General features: G+C 37.4%; 13 protein-coding genes. 3 read left to right on the forward strand and 10 right to left on the reverse strand.

From position 1 onward, the window contains the following. Positions 1–30: 30 nt before the first annotated feature. From LEPBI_RS12030 to xerA, 8 genes are all read right to left on the reverse strand, one after another. The gene (locus tag LEPBI_RS12030; protein ID WP_012476357.1) at positions 31–1,170 is read right to left on the reverse strand and encodes a FecR family protein; all 1,140 of its coding nucleotides are present in this window, start codon (positions 1,168–1,170) and stop codon (positions 31–33) included. A 74-nt stretch (positions 1,171–1,244) separates the two neighbouring features. Continuing rightward, positions 1,245–1,853, reverse strand: a complete 609-nt coding sequence (locus LEPBI_RS12035; RefSeq protein WP_226992767.1) for a hypothetical protein — start codon at positions 1,851–1,853, stop codon at positions 1,245–1,247. Between the two features lie 99 nt (positions 1,854–1,952). Then, on the reverse strand, positions 1,953–3,215 hold the full coding sequence (locus LEPBI_RS12040) for a chloride channel protein (RefSeq protein WP_012389389.1): 1,263 nt from the start codon (positions 3,213–3,215) through the stop codon (positions 1,953–1,955). Between the two features lie 269 nt (positions 3,216–3,484). Next, positions 3,485–4,066, reverse strand: a complete 582-nt coding sequence (locus tag LEPBI_RS12045) for a 1-acyl-sn-glycerol-3-phosphate acyltransferase (RefSeq protein WP_226992768.1) — start codon at positions 4,064–4,066, stop codon at positions 3,485–3,487. A gap of 262 nt (positions 4,067–4,328) precedes the next feature. Beyond that, positions 4,329–6,485, reverse strand: coding sequence for a PAS domain S-box protein (locus LEPBI_RS12050; RefSeq protein WP_012389392.1), 2,157 nt, complete (start codon positions 6,483–6,485; stop codon positions 4,329–4,331). Positions 6,486–6,627: 142 nt separating this feature from the next. Further along, on the reverse strand, positions 6,628–8,073 hold the full coding sequence (locus LEPBI_RS12055) for a nitrilase-related carbon-nitrogen hydrolase (protein ID WP_012389393.1): 1,446 nt from the start codon (positions 8,071–8,073) through the stop codon (positions 6,628–6,630). Then, entirely contained in the window at positions 8,070–8,783 is a 714-nt protein-coding gene (locus LEPBI_RS12060) for a TetR/AcrR family transcriptional regulator (protein WP_012389394.1), read from the reverse strand. The genes LEPBI_RS12055 and LEPBI_RS12060 overlap by 4 nt, the downstream gene beginning before the upstream one ends. A 213-nt stretch (positions 8,784–8,996) precedes the next feature. Next, positions 8,997–9,932, reverse strand: a complete 936-nt coding sequence (gene xerA / locus LEPBI_RS12065) for a site-specific tyrosine recombinase/integron integrase (protein ID WP_012389395.1) — start codon at positions 9,930–9,932, stop codon at positions 8,997–8,999. A gap of 297 nt (positions 9,933–10,229) precedes the next feature. Between xerA and recA the strand changes: the two genes are divergently transcribed. Continuing rightward, a complete protein-coding gene (gene recA, locus LEPBI_RS12070; RefSeq protein ID WP_012389396.1) occupies positions 10,230–11,393 on the forward strand; it encodes a recombinase RecA in 1,164 nt (387 codons plus the stop codon). Positions 11,394–11,572: 179 nt separating this feature from the next. Continuing rightward, positions 11,573–12,622 carry a hypothetical protein gene (locus LEPBI_RS12075; protein WP_012389397.1) on the forward strand — a complete coding sequence of 350 codons (1,050 nt, stop codon included), beginning with the start codon at positions 11,573–11,575 and terminating at the stop codon, positions 12,620–12,622. A gap of 10 nt (positions 12,623–12,632) precedes the next feature. Here the strand turns inward: LEPBI_RS12075 and LEPBI_RS12080 are convergent, their stop codons facing one another. Further along, the gene (locus LEPBI_RS12080; RefSeq protein ID WP_012389398.1) at positions 12,633–13,460 is read right to left on the reverse strand and encodes an aldo/keto reductase; all 828 of its coding nucleotides are present in this window, start codon (positions 13,458–13,460) and stop codon (positions 12,633–12,635) included. Positions 13,461–13,531: 71 nt separating this feature from the next. Next, positions 13,532–15,919, reverse strand: a complete 2,388-nt coding sequence (locus LEPBI_RS12085) for an ATP-dependent Clp protease ATP-binding subunit (RefSeq protein WP_012389399.1) — start codon at positions 15,917–15,919, stop codon at positions 13,532–13,534. 157 nt (positions 15,920–16,076) lie between these two features. On the opposite strand from LEPBI_RS12085, the gene LEPBI_RS12090 reads away from it, so the two are divergent. Continuing rightward, on the forward strand, positions 16,077–18,044 hold the full coding sequence (locus LEPBI_RS12090) for a SpoIIE family protein phosphatase (protein ID WP_012389400.1): 1,968 nt from the start codon (positions 16,077–16,079) through the stop codon (positions 18,042–18,044). Positions 18,045–18,046: the final 2 nt, after the last annotated feature.

Raw genomic sequence — 18,046 nt, forward strand, 5'->3', positions numbered from 1 at the left:
GTAAAAGGATCGGGGTTTCTTTTTCTATGATTACTTTTTTGTTTTCGTTTGCACCTTGAAATTTCTGTATTCTACATATTCGATTTCATCTACTTTCAATTGCATCACACCCTTTGTCGAATGGACAATGAATATATCACCTAATTGTGCAACGACTGCTCCTGATAAAATCTCGCCATTCGACTTATGAATGGTTTCTAAAACACTATAATGTTTTTGGATTTCTTCTTCATTGTCCAAACCCATTTTTTCAGCGTCCGAAGCTATGTTGGAAAGAGCGGTGTTACGTTTGCTTTCATGTTCTTTTTCAATGTTTTCGACGATCTCTTGCGTAACCTCGCTACTAGCACCATTGTTCTCAACTTGTTTTTGAACCAATTCAGGATTGACGGCGACAAGTGTTTCCGCTTCTGCTTTTTCTTGTGGTGTGATCGGACTTTCTGCTTTTGAAATTCCTGTCGAAATATCCGAAAATCCAGCTAATTCATCTTTGGTGAGACTTGATGCTGTCATTTTTGCATTGATGAGGTATACCAATTCATTTAGACTCGGGTTCACTTCTAAGGATTCGCCAGGCTCTAATACCACTTCATTTTCTTCTAATGTTTTGACCAATTGATCATAGTGGTCTTGGGATAGACCATCGTTTAATTCAATGAGTTTGGGACCGGTTTTGAATGCTACGGCAACCGCTCCTTCATAAACCTTTACTTTAGGAACAGATCCCTTTTCGAGTTCAAAGGAAAACACGGTTCCTCTAACACCCGCTACCATTGTGGGAGAAGAGATCGAGAGAGTTTCGTTCGCCTTGAGTTTGACGGATTTGACCAAAAGATTTCCAGCCCAAATATAGATGTCTGTGTTAGGTTTTGACGAGCCGGCAAAATCACGAAACAACACATCGGAATTTTCTTTGATGCGGATGATTTCCCCACGGTATGTCTGTAAGTCGACCTTTCCCAGTTTTGATAAAATTCGATCCCCTGGTTTGACTAAATCACCTAAACTGGCAAACCTTTCCTTACCTTCATTGAGAATTGTCACTTGTCCTTGTAAAAAAGTAACAACAGCCCCTGAAGTATCTTCTTTGGATTCGTTTTGCCAAAACGCAAATTTTTGGCATTGTGATAGAGTAACCGATACGAGGATTAAGAGTAAGATTTTTTTCATATGATTTTCCGAATGTGTTGGTATCCTTTTCAACAGTTCAAAGGAATCACATTCTCAAAAAAGGTAAAACATTTTTAAAAAAAATGGCTGAGTAAGTAGGATTTGCCTAAATTCCAAAGGATATAATACGAAAAGATGACAATTGTTAATGTGAAAGAGAATAAAGTAAGATTATAAATTCGATTTTTTTGGAGTTGCTTCGGTTGCAAGTCCGGTGTCACAGGGCGAACCAATCCGATGAGTATCAAAATATAACCAATAAAACCCATTGTAGGACCGATGAACAATAGTTTACCGCCATAACTATAACTTTCTAGATGGATCTCCTGATCGATCGGATTGGTTCTAAGAGAATCCAAACTACGAAACTCCAAATTGCCAAATGAATACCCGACAGGTGTTCCAAAGACCCGAAGACTAGATCCATCATTCAAATGGATTTCTAAATCCGAGCCAGAATCACCATAGGAACTTGGTCCGGTTCGAATTTGGGAAGCACCTTCCGAATTGTATCCGATCCGAAGAATCTCCGATATGAAAAATTCATCATGGGATCCACCGAGAAAACTTTTACGATCCAATTGGCAATGGTTTTTGGAACAAAGGATGGTCGCGCCGACTCCATTGAGATAAAAGAATAAAATAGGAAGTAACATCAGTAGGACACCTACCAATGGACGCATCCATTGCCGATTTCCAGATTCAGTTTTTGAGTTTAAATCCATCAGATCCTCGGGGATACAAATGATACCATTATTTAAAATGAGAATCGAATGAAAAATTTATAAATCAGAGATTTTTTTACCGATGTCCTTCGAAGATCCAAACCATTTCTTTTTGGTTATGATTTGAGAAGAATAAATACTAACATGGCCTGACATGATGTAAGCAATTTGTGTGGCAATGAAGAATACGACACCCGATTGAAACCCAAATAATTCCATCCCCATCACCGCACAAGCCAATGGTGTATTGGTAGCTCCAGAAAAAACAGAGATAAATCCAACACTGACAAATAAGGTAAGGTGCACTGGGTCTAAAATCGCAAATAAATTTCCAAGCGAAGCTCCAATAAAAAATAATGGTGTCACTTCTCCCCCTTTAAATCCAAAACCGATCGTGATCACTGTCAGTATGAGTTTCCAAAAAAAGGATTCATAGGGCAAAAATCCAGTGAATGCATTTTGAATGGTTTTTACACCAAGTCCAAAATAATCGAGATGAACGCCTGATAAAAAGAAAACAACAAGTATGATCCCACCAACAAAGGGCCGAAAAGGAGGATAAACAATCCAAGTTTGCGAATACTTTGAAATGGAATGAAGGAGCCAGGTAAAAAGTTTTGCAACAAAGCCCGAGGCGATTGCAAGTAAAAAGAGAACTAAAATTAATATACTTTCGAACTCAAAAGTTACATTGGGAAAAACGGAGTGACTCACCTTCCAGTAAAGACATACTTCATGAGAGATCCATGCAATCAAAAGAGATGGTAAAAATAATTTCCATCGATACGCACCAATTTGAATCACTTCAATGGAAAAAATAGCCGCAGCGATTGGAGTGCCAAATACGGCCGAAAACCCAGCACTCATTCCCAATATAATCAATGTTTGTTGTTCTTTTAAACTCAAGCGATAAAACCGAACAATTTGGTGGGCAATGGATCCGCCCATTTGCACTGCCGTCCCTTCTCTACCAGCAGAACCTCCAAAAAAATGAGTCAGAAGTGTCCCAAAGAGAACCAATGGAGCCATTCTGATGGGAATCACAGAACTTGGTGAATGGATTTCTTCTAGAAGGAGGTTATTCCCTTTGCTCGCTTTGGAACCAAATTGATGGTACACCCAACCAATGAAAAACCCGACTAATGGCAAAAAGTATAAAACGTAAGTGTGGCTTTCTCGAAGTTTTGTAACCGAATCAAGAGAGATTAAAAAAAAGGCAGATACACTACCAACCACAATCGCAATACAAATGAGGAACAAAGACCATCGAAAGATAAATTGGAATGAGTCGAAGAATTGCCGTTTGCGTTTTTGATTCATTACTTTCCACTTTCTAAAATGGATTCCAACAAAGATTGAAAATACTAGGTTCTACTGTGGGTATATTCTCAAAAAGTGAAAAAATTCAGTGGGTGTATTTTTTCACTGCGTGTAAAATGATCGCGAAGGAAGGATCGGAATGTTCCATTCTGAATCGTTTTACACTCAGTGTCAATCGCTGTGTATCCAAAAAAGAGAGTTGCCTGTAGCGCGGATCGGCCAACTGAATCTCCAGAGTCAAATTCCTTCCCACGCTGTACAAATCATTTTCAAGTGTTAGTTTTTTCTATCGCTTCCAAAAATTGTTTTTTTTCCTTCATTAAAAATTCAGCTCGAGACAGATAGTCTTCAAACGTCGGATAGTCTTTTGCCAAAATCGAACCGCAAAAATGAAAGTATATTTTTTTAGATTTGGTCAAGTGTTTGTATTTTTCTAAACTAGAATAGCCCATAAATCCACTGACCACAAATACATCTAAGTTTATATGAAACTTATAAGCAATTTTCATCACACCTGTTTGGAAGGGTTTTATATCTTCTGTAAATGTTCGTTCTCCTTCTGGGTATAGGAATATGGATCTCGTTTTTAATACACGAAGAACATCATTTTTGAAGTTGCGAAAATTTGGTCTTTTTTCTGAATAAATGACTGCCTCTACAATGGTTTTGTGCATCATGAGTGGAATGATTTTGTATCTCTGAATGATATCTCCACCTAAGTATGATAAACGAACATCTTTTGAATTCGCTAAATAAGGAAGAGAAACAATTAATGGAACTTCTAAAGAGTTTGTATGATTACAAATTAAAAAACGATTGTGACCATCTGGATTCCATCCTTCAAGCGACACGTCCAAGGTCCTTCCTGTTAATAAGAAAAACGATCGATACCAGAAGTAACCTAAAAAATTGTTGATACGGTTTGACCACAAATCAAGTTTCGTGATTTTAAAAAAATAGGAAAATGTCAATCCTACTGGAAAAAGAATCACTAATACTGGAATAAAATAACATAAAACTACAAAAAATTGAAGTTTGCCCATGGGTGAATGGAAGTAGAAGTGATAAGAAGGTAAACTAATATTCTATTCAAACAAAGAAAAAAAGTATTTGTTATAGTTTCAATTCCAAAATAATCTTTGGTTCATTTTTACGATCGATACTGATTTTACCTTCAATTTGTTCAGTGAGCATTCCGATGAGTTGTAAACCAAATCCTGGTGTGTCTTGAAACGATATTGATTCCGGAATCCCCACTCCATTGTCTGAATACGCTAAGTACAAAATGTTATTATCTTTGGAGATATTTAAATTAATCTTCGGATTCTGAATTTCCAAAAAAGCATGTTTCATGGAATTGGTGATCAATTCATTTAAAATAATGCCTAATGAAGAAAGCAACTTAGCGTTCAATTCGATCGGTTCCTCGAGTATAGAGAGGTTCACTTCCACTTTTTTCGGGAAAATAGATACGATTTCAGAACAAATTGAAGGAAAGTAATTTTGTATGGAGACACTATTGTCGGTTTCAGAATGGTATAGTTTGTCATAGAGAACAATCATACTTTTAATTCTGCCCGCAGCTTCATACAAAATGGTTTGTACTGGCTCATGGTTTTGAGATTTAGCTTGTAACGTGAGCAAGGTGAACAATGAACTCATGTTATTTTTCACACGATGGTGAATCTCTTTTAAAATATTTTCTTTTTCGTGAAGCAACTTCTGAATTTTAGATTCAGATAATGTTCGTACGCTTACGTCCCTTAAAATTACAGTAAATAATGATTCTCCATTTACCGTGATTTGGGAAATAGAAGCTTCGATTGGGAATTCTTCACCATTGGCACGTAAACCACTGATCTCACCCAATGCACCCATTGCCCTTCGGCTAACACCAGTTTTACTAAATTGATCAATATGTTTATCATGTTGGCTTCTGAAATTAATTGGAATCAATTGGTCTAAAGATTTTCCGATGATTGCGTCTGATTCATATCCAAACATTTTTTCGGCTGCACCATTGAACAAAATAATCTTTTTTGTATTATCGATACTGATGATCGCATCCATTGCAGAGTCTATGATTTGCGTTAATTTTGCTTCCGATTCCTTAATTTGATTGAGTGCCTTCAATCGATCAGAAATGTCTCTTGCTACAAAAATATAACCAGTGGGTAAATCAAATTCATCATTTAAGAGTACTAAATTAATTTCTATGTTCCGAACACATCCACCCTTTGCTTCTTGAATCGCTTCACCAATATAACTTCCTTCTAAATTCACTTTCTCAATGATTTCTTGGTTTGTAAAATTGAGATATTTTGTTTTCAAAACTTCCAAAATATTTTCCCCGATGACTTCTTCCGCTTTCCAAAGGAAAATTTTCTCAGCCGCCTTGTTCCAATAATTGATTTTTTGTGTGAAATCAGTGCCTATCACAGCATCCAAAACATTATTGAGCATGTTTGCTTGTTTGGCAATTTGGCTTTGGACATTGTATTCCGCGGTAATATCTCGAAATACAAGTACAACTCCTTTTGTTTCACCATTTAGGTCTTTAATCGGTGATCCTGAATCCGAAATTTGATATTCAGCTCCATCTTTTGAGATGAGTACAGTATGATTTGCTAATGCAACAACAGAATTAGTTTTTAATACAATATCGACAGGATTATCAACTTTGTGCCGAGTTTTTACATTGATGATATTAAACACTTTGTTAATCTCTAGACCAAGCCCATCATCGTGAGACCAACCCGTTAATTTTTCGGCGACAGGATTGATACGTATGACTTTTCCTTCTTTATCGGTAGCAATCACTCCATCTCCTATGGAATGTAAAACGGTTTCTAAATGTTCTTTTTTACTTTTTGTTAATTCGTTTGCCTCAAATAGTTTGAACGCCATTTTAATCGAAGCATCAAGTACAGTGAACCCGGAATTTTTTACTACATATCCATAAGAAGTGATACTCTCTGTTTTTTTGACGATTTCTCTTTCTGTATGTGAAGATAAAAATACGATTGGTATTTCTTTATGATTGAGAATGTGCGTTGCAGTCTCTGTTCCATCTAATCCTTTACCCAAGTCGATATCCATAAGGATCAGATCAAAAGGATTCTCATCTTGCATGACCAGTCGGATTGCATTTTCACCACTGGGAACATGAGTGACTTTATACCCACCTTGCTCCAGTTGATTTTTTTCGTAAAGAGCCAGTATGGCTTCATCTTCGACAAGTAAAATCGATTTATCTGCTACAACTGTCATCCTTCATCCTTTTGGTATTTTGACGAATCAATGAACGCATCGAAATACCGAACTCCAAATCATGGACTAGAGAATTTGAATTACAACCAATAATTTAGAAATTTTCTAATATTCGAAAGTATGGAAATGAGAGAGACTTAGACTATTTTATCCTATTTTTTATGACAAAGTATAGGACCTTCATTCCATAAATGGATAAGTATAGGATTCCAATCCCGACGATCCAATTTCCGAAGAGCGAGTATAAGGTGTTCAATTTCGTAGTCCCAACGGATGTGACTAGAATTCCATCATTTTCTTCAAAATAGTCAAGAGCCCCTTTGGTCCTTCCATACGCATCGAAAACCCCGGAAAGTCCACTCCGAGCCGATCGAACAATGGAAGATCCATTTTCAATTCCGCGAATCACTGCCATCTCTGTATGAAACGGAGAGATTCCCTTCCAGTCCGAAGCAGGGATGAGTGTCATACCTGATCCCAATTTTGCATGAGTTTCTGTCAAACGAAGGCTATCGAAATCATAACAAATAGCCACAGACATTTTTCCAAAATTTGTCTCAAACGCTTCAATTTCAGAATGTTTTTGAGTCACTGGTTCTCCTGGAACCAAAAACTGTTTGAAGTATGTTTGCCGAATCGAACCATCCATTGCGAACCAAACCAATTTGTTGTCGAAATAGAAATCTGCCGATGTCTTTTGAACGATATACGCTGCTACGATTTCGATTTGATTTTCTTTGGCAAGCGAGGAAACCCGATTTAAGAATATTTGTTCCATGTCCTCAAATACAAGAACTGCACCTTCGTTCCAAACGACAACCTTGGCTCCTTCTTTGGCAGCTAATCTAGTTTTATCAATCGTTAGTTGAGTGTTTTTTTGATTTTCACTTGGATCTTTCCATATTGTTTGGATCTCATACTTGGATGTGATTGTTGCTACTTTTATTTGTTTTCCATCAATTGGAAAACTCAACCGAAACGTTCCATAAAAATATAATAGTATAATTAATAACACACTGAAAAGTGAATATTGAATTGTTGGTCGCGTGACTTTTTTTTGATCGATACTTTCACTCAATACCTGTTCTAAACAAATGTTAAAAAGATAGATGATAAAACTGATTCCAGTTGCTCCAAACAGAGAGGCCGATTGTAATAAAATTAAATTTCCGATTTGAGTATTTGCCATCATGCCCCAAACACCTAAATCAGAATCATAGGCTCCTATCCATTCCACAACGGTAAAGAGGAAGGCAAAAAGCAATATGGGAGATACTAATTTTGAATATCGAATTCTAAAATAATTCCATACCCACAATAAAATGGTAAAAATGATTCCTGCCTGTACTCCAGAAAATAAAGCAATCCATATATGGAATGGTTCACTTACAATTCGAAGTGTAGACAAAATTTGGGACACAACTAATGCAAACAGAAGGGATCGATAGGAATGGCCAAGACGTACATAACGCAAAAAAGGTATAATCGCAAACCAAACAAAAATGGGGACATTCCAATTCATTCCCACGAAACCGAACAACACACTTCCGCTCATTAAAAGATAAACTTTGTTAGAAAATGGTTTCATACTTTAACTCCTTTTTTCGAAAATTTTGGAATGGAACCACCAGCACCTAACCAAATGTAATTTAAAGTTTCCAACCAGAGTTTCTCTAAATTTTCATTGAGTTGGAAAGCCAATATAGGTATTCCAAAAAAGCAACTCGCAATTGCTAACGAAAGATGTTTCCAATTTGTATGGTTTGGAAGTTCCTTATTTTTTTTTGAAAGATACATGGCTTTTTCAAGAAGCATTTCAATTCCACCAATAGGTAGTGTTTCGATACCGTTATGGTTTGGGAAAAGTAAAATACGTTCTGCATCTGTTAGTGATTTGAATTGTAGTTTTCTCTTCTTTTTGGCTTGGAACGAAATGATCTCCAATAGGATTTTTGGATTTTTTTTTGATTCATTGGCAGTATATCGAAATAGAGAAAGGATCAATCCATAACCTGACTCAGCCATCCGATTTTTTTTTGCAAATACACTCACCATCAAACTCCAAATCTGGATGTAATGAAGAATCAAATCATCTTTTTCAGGAAAATAATGATAAAACGTGGGCTCCGAAATCTCAGCATATTGGCAAAGTTCGGTGATTTTGATTTCATCATAGGAACGTGATTCCATGAATTCCAATAATCCAAATGTAAGATTTGTTCTCGTTCTTGCAAATTTTCTCTCTTTGAGAGGGAATTTGGCCAAAGGATCAACTGAAACGTTTCCATTTTTAGGCATTCCATTTTCTATAGCTGGCTATTTTTTTATAGTCAACCCTATTTTTTTTAATTAAGACAAGCAGAACTATGAACTTTTTGAAAATTAATTTTTAGAATGAGGGGATTTGTTTGTAAAAAGGAAGATCGTGTGGTAGTAGGAGCGTATTGGGTGGCGGGTTCAGTTCCCCACCCTAATCAGGGCGGGGATCCTATACCCACGCAATTGCCCCACCTACTTCTTTGCGTGAGGATGCGCATTTCGATACACTTCCTTCAACCTATCACGAGACACACTCAAATACACTTGCGTTGATGACAAGGAAGAATGTCCAAGTAACTCTTGTACGGCGCGGATATCAGCTCCTGCATTAAGTAAGTCTGTTGCAAACGTATGTCTAAATTTATGGGGAGTGATGGCTTTTTCCATACCCATCACTGACCTTCTTTCGGATAAAATGTATCGGATGCCACGAGTGGTCAATTTTCCACCTCTTTGATTTAAAAAAATCTCTTCGGGGCCACCATTGCCTCTTTCATCCAAATACTCTTGTAATGCAACTTTTGCTTCGGGACCAATAAAAACAAATCTTTCCTTTCGCCTTTTTCCCATGACTTTAAGGGATGTTAACTCTTCGTTCAAATCACTTAACTTAGCATTGACTAACTCAAATACTCGAAGGCCTGTACTGTATAAAACTTCAACAATTGCTTTATCACGTTTGCCGAGTACTTCTTTTTTTTCGGGGTCTTCATAATCTAAGATATCTTCTGTTTCTATGGGTGTAAAATTTTTAGGTAATCTCTTTTTGGTTTTTGGGAAGCTGACTTGTAAAATAGGATTGGCTCCGATTTTTTCTTCCCGAAATAAAAATTTATAAAAGGTACGTAGAGATGAAAGTTTACGGCTTTGGGTACGTTTGTCCTGTTTTTTGGAAGATTTTAAATCTGCAAAATAGGCTCGAACATCAAGAACATCTACACTCAAAATATCAATCTCTTCCTTTAAGCAAAATTCAAAGAAAAACTTCAAATCCCGCAGGTAAGCGAAAAGAGTATGTTCCGAGTAATTTTTTTCAATCTTGAGATAGGTACGGTAACTGCGAAATAAATCCGCCATCACTTGGGGAAAATGTTCGGGAATTTGGACTTCAAGGACAGGCAGGGTCATACATCCAAACTATCGGCTAAGTTTTCTTTCTCCCTCTCTAAAAAAATACTATACAAGTACTTACATTTTGTTTAGTGTTGAAATCGGAAAAAAAAAGACATAATCCAGAAAAATTCCTCTCCCAACCCTAGTTTGTCCCAGGCCTAAGGCATAATGGAGTCACTTCGGAAGAGAAAAAGAGTGGAATTCGGAAGGGATGGGTTCATCCTTGAGAGAGTCAGATGGATTTTTTGAAACCAACTGGCCAAGTCCCCTACCTAGTCTTTCGGAACACCGACTTAGGAGAACGATTGATTCATGAAAAAAGAGAAAGCTGACAAGGCACTAGAAAAAGAAACAGACCAAAGAAAACAGGCAATTGATGCCGCCCTCGGCCAAATTGAAAAACAATTCGGCAAAGGATCCATCATGCGTCTCGGTGCCGACACACGTATGTCGGAAATGAATGTGGTTTCCACAGGCTCTTTGGACCTTGACATTGCTCTTGGAATCGGTGGATTCCCATCCGGTCGTATCATCGAAATCTACGGACCAGAATCTTCTGGTAAAACGACTCTTACTCTCTCTGCCATAGCGGAGACACAAAAGAAAGGGGGCATTGCAGCCTTCATCGATGCAGAACACGCACTCGATCCATCTTATGCAAAAAAACTCGGAGTCAACGTTGACGATCTCCTCGTTGCGCAACCTGACAATGGTGAGGAAGCTTTGGAAATTTGCGAGTCACTCGTTCGTTCCAATGCCATTGACCTCATTGTCATCGACTCTGTCGCAGCCCTTGTTCCCAAGGCAGAAATCGAAGGGGATATGGGAGACTCTCACATGGGCCTCCAAGCACGACTCATGTCACAAGCCCTCCGTAAACTCACAGGTACCATTTCAAAATCCAGTACCACTGTCATTTTCATCAACCAAATCCGTATGAAAATTGGAGTCATGTTCGGAAGTCCAGAAACCACGACAGGTGGGAATGCTCTCAAATTTTATGCATCCATTCGCCTTGACATCCGCCGTATTGAAACATTGAAAGAAAAAGAAGAACCCGTCGGAAACCGTGTGCGGGTGAAAGTGGTGAAAAACAAATGCGCCCCTCCTTTCCGTCAGGCAGAATTTGATATTATGTATGCCAATGGGATCAACCGTGAAAGTTCACTGATTGATTTAGCCGTTCGCCATGATTTAGTCGCGAAAGCTGGTTCTTGGTATTCTTATAACGGCGAAAAGATAGGCCAAGGGAAAGAACAAGTAAGGAACTTCTTTCTGGAAAATCCAGACATCGCTTTCAAAATTGAAAATCAAGTTCGGGATCTAAATGCGCTTCCCTTGCTTGACCAAGCAAAAATCCAAACCCGAGAAGTGAAATCCATTGAAAGGGATACAAAAGAAACGAAGGAAACAAAATCAAAACAACCAGTGAGTTTCTCGACCGAAGCTGATGGAGACATCGCCGTCGGTGAATAACAAATATAGGCTTTCTTTTTAGGAACCATTGACCGGTTCGGGGTTTCCCGGGCCGGTTTTTTTTTGGAAATTTTCCCAACCATTTGAAAACGAAAAAAGATATAAGAAAATGGAAGGAAACAAATTGTATCCACTAAGTACTTTCGGGTAAATTTAACTTCTTTCCAGATTGCCATTCTATGATTCCAAACTATCTTTTTCTCATCCTACTCTTCGTTTTCCATTGCCAAGTGGTGAGCAACAAATCCAATTTCACACAAAAAGAATCTGACATATTTGCAGAATGGGCAGGTCTTTCAACAAATGATCCAATCCACCAGAAAGAGATGGACCTAAGTTGGAATCAATTGATCTCACGAAGGACACTCATCACGGATTATGTGAATCGGAAAGAACACAATCCACAAGTAAAAACTGTTGTGTATCCATTCAGTGGAATTGATGTTCTGAATTTGTTTTCATTTTATCCAACATGTGAAAACTACATTCTTTTTGGTCTGGAAGATCCGGGATACCCAAGTAAATATAGTGAACTTTCGGAAAAAGAGAAAACCATTGTTAAATTAGGAATTCGCAATTTGTCAAATCACTTAGCGGGAAGGAATTATTTCACTTACCGCAAAATGAAAGAAGAAACAAAGAAAAAAGAATTAAATGGCGCCTACCCTGTTTTTGTCGCTTTTTTAAAACGGATGGGCAAAGAAGTTTTAGATTCAAAAGAGGAATCCATCATTGGACAAGGGATCGAATACAAAGGTTTTCAAATCATTCTCTTTGATCCAATCCTAAAGAAAAGGCAAACACTCACTTACTTTAAAATATTCTTAATTGGCAATGAAGGGTCGCCTGGGGATGGTTTATTTGAATATTTCTCTAATCTAGGAGAGATAGGGATTTTTACAAAATCAGCCGAATATTTATTTCATGGAGAAAAACGAAAATCATTCAGAGACTTACTTTTGAAACAAGCAACATTTATCGTCCAAGATGACTCTGGTTTCCCAATCCGTTTTTTCCCAGAATCAAAATGGAAACGAACTATTTTTGGAAGGTATGAAAAATCCTGGAACCTTTCAGGTGCCGTACATCCAGAAGAACAACCTGAACTCATTCAATTGAGTAAAGATACGAACGATGAGATCTTACCGTTTCCATTCGGTTATGGTTACTTAGGCACGAAGGACAACCGACAATCGGCAGTCCTCGTTTTTAAGAAGAAACAAAATTAAGATGGAATGATTAATCCACTGTAGTTGGATCCCAACAAGTGCGAAAGTTTTCATTCCAACTATGGATTTCCTTCATATCATCTGGGGATAAAACAAAATCAAATACATCCGCATTTTCCTTGATGCGAATCGGATTTTTGGATTTTGGGATGACGACATTCCCATTTTGTAAAGACCATCGAATTAAAATTTGCGCATTCGATTTATGATACTTTTTTGCTAAATTTGTGATCCTTTCATCTTCTAATTTTTGACCATGAGCTAACGGACTATAGGCTTCCAATACGATCCCTTTTTTAATACAATACTCTTTGAGTTCTAAATCCTGTAAAAATGGATGGTATTCTACTTGGTTCATTGCAGGAATGATGTCTGTTTCTTTCAGTAACTCTTCTAGGTGTGGAACCATAAAATTACTAACTCCAATTGACCTTGCCTTTCCTTCTCCTTTTATTTTCTCTAAGGCTCTCCAAGAATCATTTCGTTTCCCAGAAACAGGGAAGTGGATTAAATACATATCGACATAGTCGGTACCTAATTTTTTTAAAGATATATCAATTGCCTTTTGCGCTTCATCATACCCTTGGTCCGCATTCCAAAGTTTGGTGACAAGAAAAATATCACTGCGTTTGATTCCACTCTCTTTTAAGGCTCTCCCCACATCGGCTTCATTCCCATAAATTGCGGCTGTATCTATATGGCGGTAACCGAATTCCAAAGCAGACTTCACTGCATCATAACATTCTTTTGGTCGTGATTTCCAGACCCCTAATCCGAGTAACGGAACATCGATCGACTGGTTTGTAGGAATTGTGGAGGTAAGATTGAGTTCAGACATAATTACTTCTTTAGACGAAAAAACCCTACCATAAACTGATTTACAGTAGGGTTTCAATGGTTTCTATGAACTTATTTTTTTACGCCAGTAGCTTCCTGGAGTAACGCAAATTGAAGATTTTCTCCATCCCAATCCGCTCTATATTTCCCTTCGACCATAGTTCCAGAAAGGATCGCCTTAGCTAATGGTCGATTGACAATGCGGTTGAAAACACTTCCGAGAGGTCGCGCTCCAAATTTTGGATCAAACCCTTGTTCACGCAAAATATGTTCAGTACTCTCGGACAGTTCGATGACTACACCCTTTACCTTCAATCGATCATTCAACGATCGAAGTTGTTTTTCGATTAGTTTCTCCATGATCGAAGAATCTAATGAATGATAGGTCAAAATGGCATCTAATCTACCTAATACCTCTGGTTTAAAATCGACTTCAATATTTTTTGAATTTGTCGTAAGGATAACAATGGTATTTTTAAAATTGATCGTTCTACCTTTGTTATCTGTCAATCTTCCATCATCTAATATTTGCAGTAGAATATCGGAAAAGTCCGGGTGAGCTTTTTCTACCTCGTCAAATAAAACGACCGAATATGGTTTACGACGAATGGCCTCAGTCAAAATTCCACCTTCATCATAACCTATGTATCCTGCAGGAGCACCGATGAGTTTTGCAACAGAATGTTTTTCGGAATACTCACTTAAGTCCAAACGGACTAAATTAGATTCTTGATCGAACAAAAACTTAGCAATCGCTTTTGCAGTTTCCGTTTTACCAACACCTGTGGGCCCTTTTAGCAAAAATGATCCGAGTGGTCTTGTTTCAGATGAAATGCCAGCATACGATGTTAAAAGCGTATCTGCAATCTCTCTTATGGATTCTTTTTGACCATACACAACAGAGTTCAAATCGTCTTCTAAGTGAAGTAAGTTTTCTTGTTTGGTTTTTAGTATCTTCTCCACAGGAATACCAGTTTGTCTTGCTATAACAGCAGCAATGTGGTTTCTTTCGAGAATCCAACTGTTTTGAAATGTGCTAAGTTCTTTCTCCAATTCTGGCAAAACTGCATACTTCAATCGCGAAGCTTCAGTGTAATCGGCTCTTTGTTGTGCCGCATCCAAATCAAATTTGACTCGATCAATTTTATTTTTAATCGATGCGATTTGTTTCAAAGAATTAACTTCTTTTTCCCAAATCTCTTTGCCTGCTTGGAATTTTTTTTCTAAGACTTCGATCTCTTTTAAAATCTCTTCGTTTTTCTTTTCAACTTGAGCAAAGATTTTTTTAGAACGAATTTCGCCTTCCAATTCCACGAGCTCCGTAGGCATTGCTTCTGCAGATAACTTCAAGGCAGATGCAGCTTCATCTACCAAGTCAATTGCTTTATCTGGCAAAAATTTATCAGTAATGTATTGGTCTGATAAAAGTACCGATGCATAAATTGCTTCATCGGAAATTTTAATTCCATGATGGATTTCATGTTTATCTCGTATTCCCATAAGGATTTCAATCGCATCTTCTTTGCTCGGTTCATTGACAGGAACTGCACGAAATCTTCTTTCTAATGCTTGGTCTCCTAGAATGTATTTCTGGAATTCATCACCAGTTGTTGCACCAATACAATGCAATTCACCTCGAGCAAGTGCAGGTTTTAATAAATTGGCAGCATCCATTGCTCCATCGGTTTTTCCAGCACCAACCAATTGATGGATTTCATCGATAAACAAAATCGCTTCACCTGCTTGTCCCTTTATATATCGCAAAAGTGCCGTTAGTTTTTCCTCAAATTCTCCACGATATTTGGTTCCCGCCATCAATTGTCCCATATCTAGAGAAAAAATGGTTTTACCTTTCAGAACATCAGGTACTCTTCCTTTTACAATCTGCTCGGCAAGACCTTCCACAATCGCAGTTTTACCAACTCCTGCACTACCCACTAACACAGGATTGTTTTTTGACCTTCTCCCTAAAATTTCCATGACGGAACGAATCTCTTTACTTCGACCAATGACCGGATCCAATTTACCTTCTCGAGCCAAATCATTCAAATTCACTAGAAAATTGGGAACTTCTTCGTCTGTCTCTTTTACGTTGAGATCTTCATAATTGATTTTTAGCTCAGGAAGGATTTGAGGTAAAAATTTTAAAAAATCGGCCTCTTTCAATTCCTCTCTACCATTCTCTGCGGCTCTTGAGGACGCCATGGTAAACCACTGGGCAAGTTTTGGTGAAGTTCGTAGGGAATCGAAAGGGATTTCCCCGGAAGCCCTTGCTTGTTTCTTTAAATATTCATCAACTGTAGATTTATATCGAATCAATGATTTTCCTGAAACAGAAGTTGGTAAGGTCATAAACCCCCACACCAAATGATAAGGAGTGATTTCTGTATTTTGTCTCCTGATCGCCTCTGTTTGCGCTATGTCCAAGGCTCCTTGGACGTTAGAGTCATATTGTTTCATAGTGTTTCCTCACTTTTAGCACTCTAACCATTAGACTGCTAATTTTGAGTTCTTGTTACAAGTTTTTTTTGAAAAGGGCTTTCAGGGAAGCAAACTTCGTCGAATCCTAGAGAAGGAGAGTGGTAATCTCGAACTCTGAAATTACCGGAAAGCAAATTTGAAACCCCATGGAAAATGGAAGTTAGTGCAATTTTTTAAGAGAAGTAGCATTCTCCTCCTTTTCGGATTCTTTGTGAACCCGCTTGTTTCTCTCCCCCTCTCTGTTGAAGAAACAAACAATTACAGGGACATCGGAAAGTATTTCGAATACACGATTCCTAAGAACCCAGAATCTACATTATCCGATCTCCTAAAGGAAGACACCTTGTGGCGTCCCAATCCTAAAAAAGTCATTTCTTTCCCAAGATCGAAACATCCTGTATGGCTAAAAATTACTTTGATCCATTATGGAAGTATTCCTCATACTTTCTTTTTACACCTTTCCAATCCCGTTGTTGATCTTTTTGAACTACACACAGAAATCAATGGGCAATGGAGAACTCAATGGTCCGGCGAACAAGTATTACAGAAAAATAAGCCAATATATTCTCATATGTCTGCATTTCCGATCACTCTGTCTCCGAATGAATCAAGGACAATTTATTTAAAAATTAAATCAGACAATCCTATTTTTAGTTTTGTATCTTTCTATAATTCCAGAACTTTCATTGCATATTCGAAAAAACAGGACATTTTTTTTGCCGGTTACTTTGGTGCTGGGTTTATGATGTTTTTTTTCAGTCTATTTTTGGCACATACCTTACGTTATAAAAAATTCTTTTACTTTTTCTTTTATTTAGCAACTGTATTACTTTTAAATACTTATTCAACAGGATTCATTCAATATTTTGAATTCGGGAATTCTAATTCTTGGAAAAATTATTTATTCCCTATCACCATCCACTTATCCTCCATTTTTGGATTATTGTTTACACTAGAATTTTTAGAGACGAAGGCATTTAGTTCGATTTTAAATCGAATCACTATTAGTTATATTTTAATCCTCACCTTTGTCTTATTATTCATTTTTGTATTAGACCTACGAAATTTTATACAACTGACGGTGTTTCTGATCATCATTCCTATTTTCCTTGCTATATTCATATCTATCTTTACTTTATTTAAAAGTAAAAAGAAGTTAGAAGTTATTTTGTTTCTTTTAGCATTTGGAGTTTTATTATTCGGCGCAGCTTTAAATACCTTTACTGTTCAGGGATTCCTGAAACCAATCCACTTCGCCTCCTATTCACTACCTCTAGGATCAGCTTTAGAAGTTTTTTTCCTATCTCTTGCCCTCGTTTTGCGAGTTTCCGATTATCGAAAATCAAATGAACAAAAACAAGAAATAGATTTACAATTAAAAATAGCACAAAAATTACAAAATGGTTTGTTACCAAAAAAAAGGTCACACGCCTTAGGTTACCCATTGGGATTTCGATACCTACCTGCAACAGACATAGGAGGAGATTTTGTAGAAATCATTGAAAAAGAAAAAGAATTGGGATTGTTTTTATGTGATGTATCTGGCCACGGAATACCTGCTGCCATGATTGCATCTATGACAAAAGTATCATTGGAAATATGGAGTGATATACTAAATAAACCGGCATTAGCTGCTGATAAAATCAGAAGATCACTTTTAAGTTTACTGTCTGGTCATTTTTTGAGCGCCTTTTTTGTTTACATTCAACCTGAAGAGAGAATCCTAAAGATAGCCAACGCAGGTCATCTGCCACTTCTACACTTAGATCGAAACGGGAATATCACAACATATACCAGTTATGGTAGAGCCATTAACGAATTTGTACCATCGGATATTAAAGAAAAAAGTTTCCAATTACCAGTCGAAGGCACCTTGATTCTATTTACAGATGGTGTGATCGAAGCTCGAAATGTGCACACTGGAGAATTGTTTGGAGAAGAACGTTTCTATCAATTGATCCAAGCACTCGCAAAAAAACATCCACAAGTGATTTGCGATTCCGTAATTGAACAAATAGAAAAATTTCAGAAATCAAAAAGATCCGACGATGATATCACCATACTCGCATTGTCATTGGATTCCAGTTTTGAAGTATCATTGTAATT

The organism is Leptospira biflexa serovar Patoc strain 'Patoc 1 (Paris)' (assembly GCF_000017685.1).
GTDB classification, from domain to species: domain Bacteria; phylum Spirochaetota; class Leptospiria; order Leptospirales; family Leptospiraceae; genus Leptospira_A; species Leptospira_A biflexa.